The following is a 6,225-nucleotide window of genomic DNA, read 5'->3' as shown; positions in this document are numbered from 1 at the left end:
ATGTTCGCGCTGGGCGTGAGGACGGGCCAGTCCGGCCGGCCCGGGGCCGCTGGGCGCTCATGGCCAGCCGGGCGCGGGCTGGTTCGGCGCGGCGCCGTCCGGTCACGGAAGGCGGCGATGGTGAGACGAAAAGCGGGGGCTGGCCACGGTTCCGGGTGGGAACGGTGACCAACCCCCACGATGCGCCTGTTATGACCCGATGGTTGCTTCGGGAGGAACTCGACCGCGCCAGCGGCGAGGCGCCGATCAGCCGTTGCCGTCGGTCTTTGCCTCAACTGGCTCAACCGGCTCAACCGTGGCGTCCCCGGGGGCGACTGCCTCCGCCGCGACGGTGACGTCGTGGTCATGATCCGCGTCCGCGTCGGCGCCCGGCTGCGGACGGGCCGGCAGAGCGAGCTCGACGGAGGTCCCCGCACTGTCGACGACTTTGGCGTTCTCCAGCAACAGGAAGAGCGCCTTGGTCCGCAGGACATCGGCCATCAGGGCCGTCAGACCCTCGCCCTGCGCAAGCTGCTGCGCGTAGACGTCCGGCTGCACCCCGGAGCGCTGGGCACGCAGGATGATCTGCTCCATCAGCTCGCCCTGGTCGATCCCAATCGACTCGGCATCGATCACCGCGTCCAGGATGAACTGGGAGCGGATGGCCTTGCCGGCGGACTCGCGGACCTCCGCGTCGAACTCCTCCTCGGTCTGGCCGAGGGTCTCCAGGTAGGACGTGCGGTCCGTGCCGATGTACTCCAGCTCGCGGGAGAGGCGGTGCTCACGGGCCTCGATCTCGCCGACGAGCAGCGAGCCGGGCACCGGCACCTCCACCCGCTCCAGGAGGCTTTCCAGCAACTTCTCCCGGGCTTGGCCGACCTGTTCGGTGCGGCGCGACTGCTCCAGGCGCGCCCGGATGTCCGCGCGCAGCTCGTCGAGGGTGTCGAACTCGCTGACGGTGGTCGCGAAGTCGTCGTCCAGGGCCGGGAGCTCCTTCTCCTTGACCCCGCGGACCGTCGCCGTCACCTGGGCGGGCTGACCGGCCTGCTCGCCGGAGAGCAGCTCCGTGGTGAAGGTACGAGTCTCGCCGTCCGTGGCGCCGATGATCGCGTCGTCGAGACCCTCGACCAGGTTGCCACTGCCGACCTCGTAGGACAGCCCGGTCGCCTCGGCATCCTCGATCGGCGTGCCGTCTGCCTCGGCGGACAGGTCGAGCGAGACGTAGTCACCCGCCTGCACGACCCGCTCCACCGGCGTGAGCACCGCGAAACGATCACGCAGCGCGCCGACCTGCTCCTCGACCTGCTCGTCGGTGACCTCGACGGCGTCAACGATGACCTCAAGCTCCGAGAACTCCGGCAGGGTCACCTCGGGCCGGACGTCCACCTCGGCGGTGAAGACGAGCTGGCCGCCGTCGGCGAACTCGGTGATGTCCACCTCGGGCCGGGACAGCACGTCGACTTCCTCGGCCTGCACGGCCTCGGAGTAGAGCTGCGGCAGCGCCTCCTGGACGGCTTCGTCCAGGATGACATCCCGGCCCAGCCGCTGGTCCAGGATGCGCGGCGGGACCTTGCCCGGCCGGAAGCCCGAGACCCGGACCTGGCGGGCAAGCTTGCGATATGTGGCCTCGAGCGAGGGCTTGAGCTCGTCGAAGGGCACCTCGACAGTGAGCTTGACCCGGGTCGGGCTGAGGGTCTCCTTGGTGGCCTTCACGGCGCGACGGTCTCCTGGTACGACGTTGGACAGGGGGGTGACACGCCGAGGCTATCGGTCGGGGCGGGGAGACTCGAACTCCCGATCTCCTGCACCCAAAGCAGGCGCGCTAGCCACTACGCTACGCCCCGAGGCGTTGCCTGCTCATTCTACGGGGTAAGCTCGCATCGATCACCTCGCGGGTGTAGCTCAATGGCAGAGCCCCAGCCTTCCAAGCTGGCCATGCCGGTTCGATCCCGGTCACCCGCTCCACTCTGGGTGGGTTGTGTCCGTGCGGGGGCGGACACTCGTCGTTCCGCCAGGCCTACCGGAATGGCCGAGCCCCCCGCATGCTAGGTGGATCCTGCTCCGGGCGTGGTTGGTCTCTTGCCGGTCAGAGGGAGCGGGCGATGAGCTCCTTCATGATTTCGTTGGTGCCGCCGTAGATCCTCTGGACGCGGGCTGCGGCGTACATGCGGGCGATGGGGTACTCAGTCATGTAGCCGTAGCCGCCGAAGATCTGTAGGCAGCGGTCGACGATCTCGCACTGCTTGTCGGTGGCCAGGTATTTGGCCATGGACGCGGTTGCGCCGTCGAGCCGGCCAGCCACATGCTCGGTGATGCAGTGGTCGATGAAGGTGCGCAGCGCCAGCGCTTCGGTACGGCACTCGGCGAGCACGAACCGGGTGTTCTGGAATTCCAGCAGGGGTTTGCCGAACGCCGTGCGCTCCTTGGCGTAGGCGATGGCCAGGTCGACGGCGTGTTCGGCGGCAGCCGCGGCATTCACCGCGATGGACAGCCGTTCCTGCGGCAGTTGCTGTACCAGCTGCATAAAGCCTTGGCCCTCGGCCGGACCGAGCAGGTTGGCCGCCGGCACCCGCATGTCGGTGAAAGCCAGCTCGCGGGTGTCGGTGCCCATCGCGCCGATCTTCTGCAGCACCCGGCCGCGTTCGAACCCTTGCAGCCCTTGGGTTTCCGCCACGATCAGCGACAGCCCTCTGCCGCCGGGCGCGTTGCCGGTGCGGGCCACGATGATGAGCAGGTCACAGTGGGTACCGTTGGTGATGAACGTCTTCGCACCGTTGATCACGTAATGGTCACCCTCGCGCCGGGCGGTGGTGCGCACGGCCTGCAGGTCGCTACCGGTGCCCGGTTCGGTCATCGCGATCGCGCCGACGAACACACCGGACGCCAGTCTGGGCAGCCAGCGCTGCTTCTGCTCGTGGCCGCCGTAGGCGTTGATATAGCGCGCGACGATCGGGCTGTGCACCAGGTAGGCCCAGCAGTCGTCGGCAATGTAGCCCTGCTCGCGCAACACCACGGCCTCGTGCGCGAACGTGCCGCCACCGCCGCCGTACTCGATGGGGCAGCTGATGCACAGCAGGCCGATCTCGCCGGCCTTGTTCCAGAACTCGCGGTCGACCGCGTGCTGTTCGGTCCACCGCTCGTGGTTGGGTTCGGATTTCTTGGCCAGGAAGGTGCGGGTAAGGTTTTGGAGCTGGTCGAGCTCCTCGGTCATCCACGATGATCGGTAGGTCATAGTCTGTCCTCAGTGGCCGGTGAAGTTGCCGGCGATCCATTCGGCGATCTTCGTCGCGGTGGCAAGGGTTTCGGTGTCGGGGCCGACCTGGCCGACCTACCCGATCTGCCCGTCAAAGGCCGCGGTCGCCGCGGTGTTGACGATGACGGCTTCTCCGATGCCCATGCTGTCCGACGGTACGGCAGGCTTTGCAAATGGTCAGCGGTGCTCGGCGTCCCCGCGCAAGGCAGCGCGGCCGAGATCGGCAGAGCCCACGACCCCGCCGTCGCCCGCATGTACGCCGAGCACCCCGCCCAGCTGCGCTACCTGCGCCGCGCGCTGATCGACCCGGAACACGACAACACCAAGATGATCATCCTGCTTGCCGACCTCACTCCCTGCTCGCCGACCTCACTCTCAGCTAGGTCCGCGACCTACGTGCCGCCGGCATTTCCACCAAGCCCGATCCAGAGCACACCCAGGCGCTGGGCATCCTGATCCGCGAACTCGGCCCTCGCCTGCGGCAACCCGTGGTCGAGTAGTTCTGGAACCACCTCGCCCAGGACGCGCCCACCGCCGGGCCACCGCCAGAGCCGACGATCAAAATCAGACCGGTCCCGCGCCCCTGACGCAGAGCTCCGGCGTGCCTGCGGTGACGTTCTCCCGTGCCGCGGCGGGTGCGGCCGAACCCGGCGGCGTGTTCCGGCCCGGTTCAGCCTGGCCACCCGGTTCAGCCGCGCGGCGTGGAGCGGTCGGTGAAGCTTCGGCTGCAATTCGGATGCAAGAGGTATTTTGCGGGGGCTTCCCGACTGCGGACCGGATGCGGATCAAATATTCAGAGGAGGCCGATAGTGAGGCGTCGTGGCTGGCTCCCGGTAGCCGCGTGTGTGGGGATCGGCCTTAACGGCATCCGGCTGCGCGGCCGGGTAGGTGCCATCGACGTCATCGAATCGGTGGACCATGGGCATCCGGGAGGCGAGCCCGGCTCGGACGACCCTCACGCGCAGCATCCGTCGTACATCCTCCTCCTCGCCTCCGGAGTGCGTCTCGGCCCCGAGCATCGCCGCGCAGCCGACACCTACGCGCGTCGGCACGGCTACGAGGTCCTCGACCTGGTCCCAGCCGAGATGTCGGCGCACCGGATCCTCGACCTGGCGCGGATGGTCGACCCGTCCACCTACCGGTCAGCCCGGCTGGCCCGCGGTCGCGGGGCCTTCCAGGCGGTGCTCGTCAATGCAGAGGTGCTAGCCCGCACCGGCCTCACCACCGCGGACAGCACCGATCTCACCGAGGCCGAGCTCGTGGCCGTGCTCGAGACGTGCAAACGGCACGCTGCCGCCTCCACCGACCTCGCCGTGCTGCCCGGCCTGGTCGGTGCCGAGCCGGACGACGGTCGCACCCGGCTGTCCGTGCACCGCGCCGCCTATGCATGGGGGCCCGCCAGGCGGGTCCTGCCCGCGCTGCGGGACGCCGCCATCCTGCTCGGGGCTACCAGCAACCCGCTCGCGGCACTCACGGCGGTGACGATGTCCTGGCTGCAGCCGGTCGCCGTGGGCGGTAGCCGGCTACGGGTGACGCCCGGGACGCTGCGGCGCAGCATGCTGACGCGGCGACGCGGTGCCCTCCTCCAACTGGTGGGGATGCCGAGCCGAACCCGTGAGCTTCTCGGCGCACCGACCATCGGCCCGGATCCGGCGACGTGCCCGCGGGCTCCACGGCCGATCAGAACGGCGGGCAGGCCCACCCCCACGGAGATCACCAAGAGGAGATCCCAGTACCGGCGGGATCTCGCCAACGGTCTTGACCGGTTCCTCGAGCCGCCTCGCACGACCTGCCCGTGGTGCGGCGGAAACGACCTCTCCGTGCGCATGAACGGCCGCGACGTCTCCCAGGGCAAGCCCGGCCGGTTCCGCTACGACCAGTGCGGCGACTGCGGCCACGTCTTCCAGAATCCCCGGCTCTCCTTCGAAGGTCTGGACTTCTACTACCGGGACTTCTACGACGGACTCGGCGCCGCCATGATCGAGGAGGTCTTCGGGTTCAGCCCGGGACCCTATCTCCACCGGGCCAGCCTGTCGATACCGACGCCCCGTCGCTGGTTGGACGTGGGAGGTGGCCATGGACATTTCTGTAACGTGGCGAGAACGGTCTGGCCGACGACCTCGTTCGACGCACTCGACATCAGGGCGAGCATCGAGGAGGCGGAACGCCGACGCTGGGTAGATCGGGCCTACCGCGGATTATTTCCCGATATCGCCGCCGATCTGGCCGACCAGTACGACGTCATCAGCATGTTCCACTACCTCGAACACACCCGGGATCCGCTGGCCGAGCTGGATGCCGCCGCACTCGCGCTGGCCCCGGGCCGCCATCTGCTGATCGAGGTACCGAATCCGGAGAGCCCCGCGGCCCGTATGTACCGCCAACTGTGGCCGGGATGGCTGATTCCGCAACATCAGCACCTTATGCCGGCGGCCAATTTGGCAGCTGCCCTGAACGAACGTGGCTTCGCGGTCCAGAAGATCCGGTTCGGTGATGTCCATCAGCAGGGGGACCCGGTGATGGCCCTGTATGGGCTGCTCCAGACCGTCGCGCCGTCACCGTCCTCAGCGTGGCGCACCGAGGAGGATCCAGGACGCCCGCGGAGGATCCGGGCGCTGACCGCGGCCGCCATGGTCCCCGCATTCGTAGCAGGCCTGGCCCTGGACGCGATGAGCCGGCCTTATCTGACCGCCGGCAGCCGGTCGAACGCCTACCGCATCCTCGCCCGTCGGATGTGAACCGGAGCGCCATATTCCCACCACCCGAGCGTGATGGCCATGAATGGCCATGAACCGTGAGTGCCGGACACCACGGAACCATGGTGTCCGGCACCGTGCCGGCCAAAGAACCCGGGCGGGCATTGCCGATCGGAATCCGTTCCGGACACCCTCGCCAACGCCGCTACACGTTTCTCCTAGCGGTTCGCCGTATTTCAGTGGCGCTCCGTCCAGGTTCTCTCGTCAGCTCAGGCCCAGTCCAAGTCCCAGCCCCAG

The 6,225-nt window shown here is 68.4% G+C and carries 4 protein-coding genes and 2 tRNA genes; 3 read left to right on the top strand and 3 right to left on the bottom strand.

Annotated features, from left to right (window positions below):
* Nucleotides 1-246: 246 nt before the first annotated feature.
* Nucleotides 247-1,692: a trigger factor gene (tig, locus tag AC08OJ_RS10955; protein WP_476595671.1), complete on the bottom strand. Its 1,446-nt coding sequence runs from the start codon at nt 1,690-1,692 to the stop codon at nt 247-249.
* A 58-nt stretch (nt 1,693-1,750) separates the two neighbouring features.
* Nucleotides 1,751-1,823 (bottom strand) — tRNA-Pro (locus tag AC08OJ_RS10950).
* 47 nt (nt 1,824-1,870) lie between these two features.
* Here AC08OJ_RS10950 and AC08OJ_RS10945 point away from each other — a divergent pair.
* Nucleotides 1,871-1,944: transfer RNA gene (locus tag AC08OJ_RS10945), tRNA-Gly, on the top strand.
* Nucleotides 1,945-2,065: 121 nt separating this feature from the next.
* Here AC08OJ_RS10945 and AC08OJ_RS10940 read toward each other — a convergent pair.
* A complete protein-coding gene (locus AC08OJ_RS10940; RefSeq protein WP_476592689.1) occupies nt 2,066-3,190 on the bottom strand; it encodes an acyl-CoA dehydrogenase family protein in 1,125 nt (374 codons plus the stop codon).
* Between the two features lie 33 nt (nt 3,191-3,223).
* On the opposite strand from AC08OJ_RS10940, the gene AC08OJ_RS10935 reads away from it, so the two are divergent.
* Complete coding sequence (locus AC08OJ_RS10935) at nt 3,224-3,688, top strand: hypothetical protein (RefSeq protein ID WP_476595670.1); 465 nt, start codon at nt 3,224-3,226, stop codon at nt 3,686-3,688.
* A 389-nt stretch (nt 3,689-4,077) separates the two neighbouring features.
* Nucleotides 4,078-5,970, top strand: coding sequence for a class I SAM-dependent methyltransferase (locus AC08OJ_RS10930; protein ID WP_476595669.1), 1,893 nt, complete (start codon nt 4,078-4,080; stop codon nt 5,968-5,970).
* The last annotated feature ends 255 nt before the right edge of the window (nt 5,971-6,225 follow it).

Source organism: Frankia sp. CgKIO3, assembly GCF_977946435.1.
This window is presented reverse-complemented; position numbering and strand designations above follow the sequence as displayed.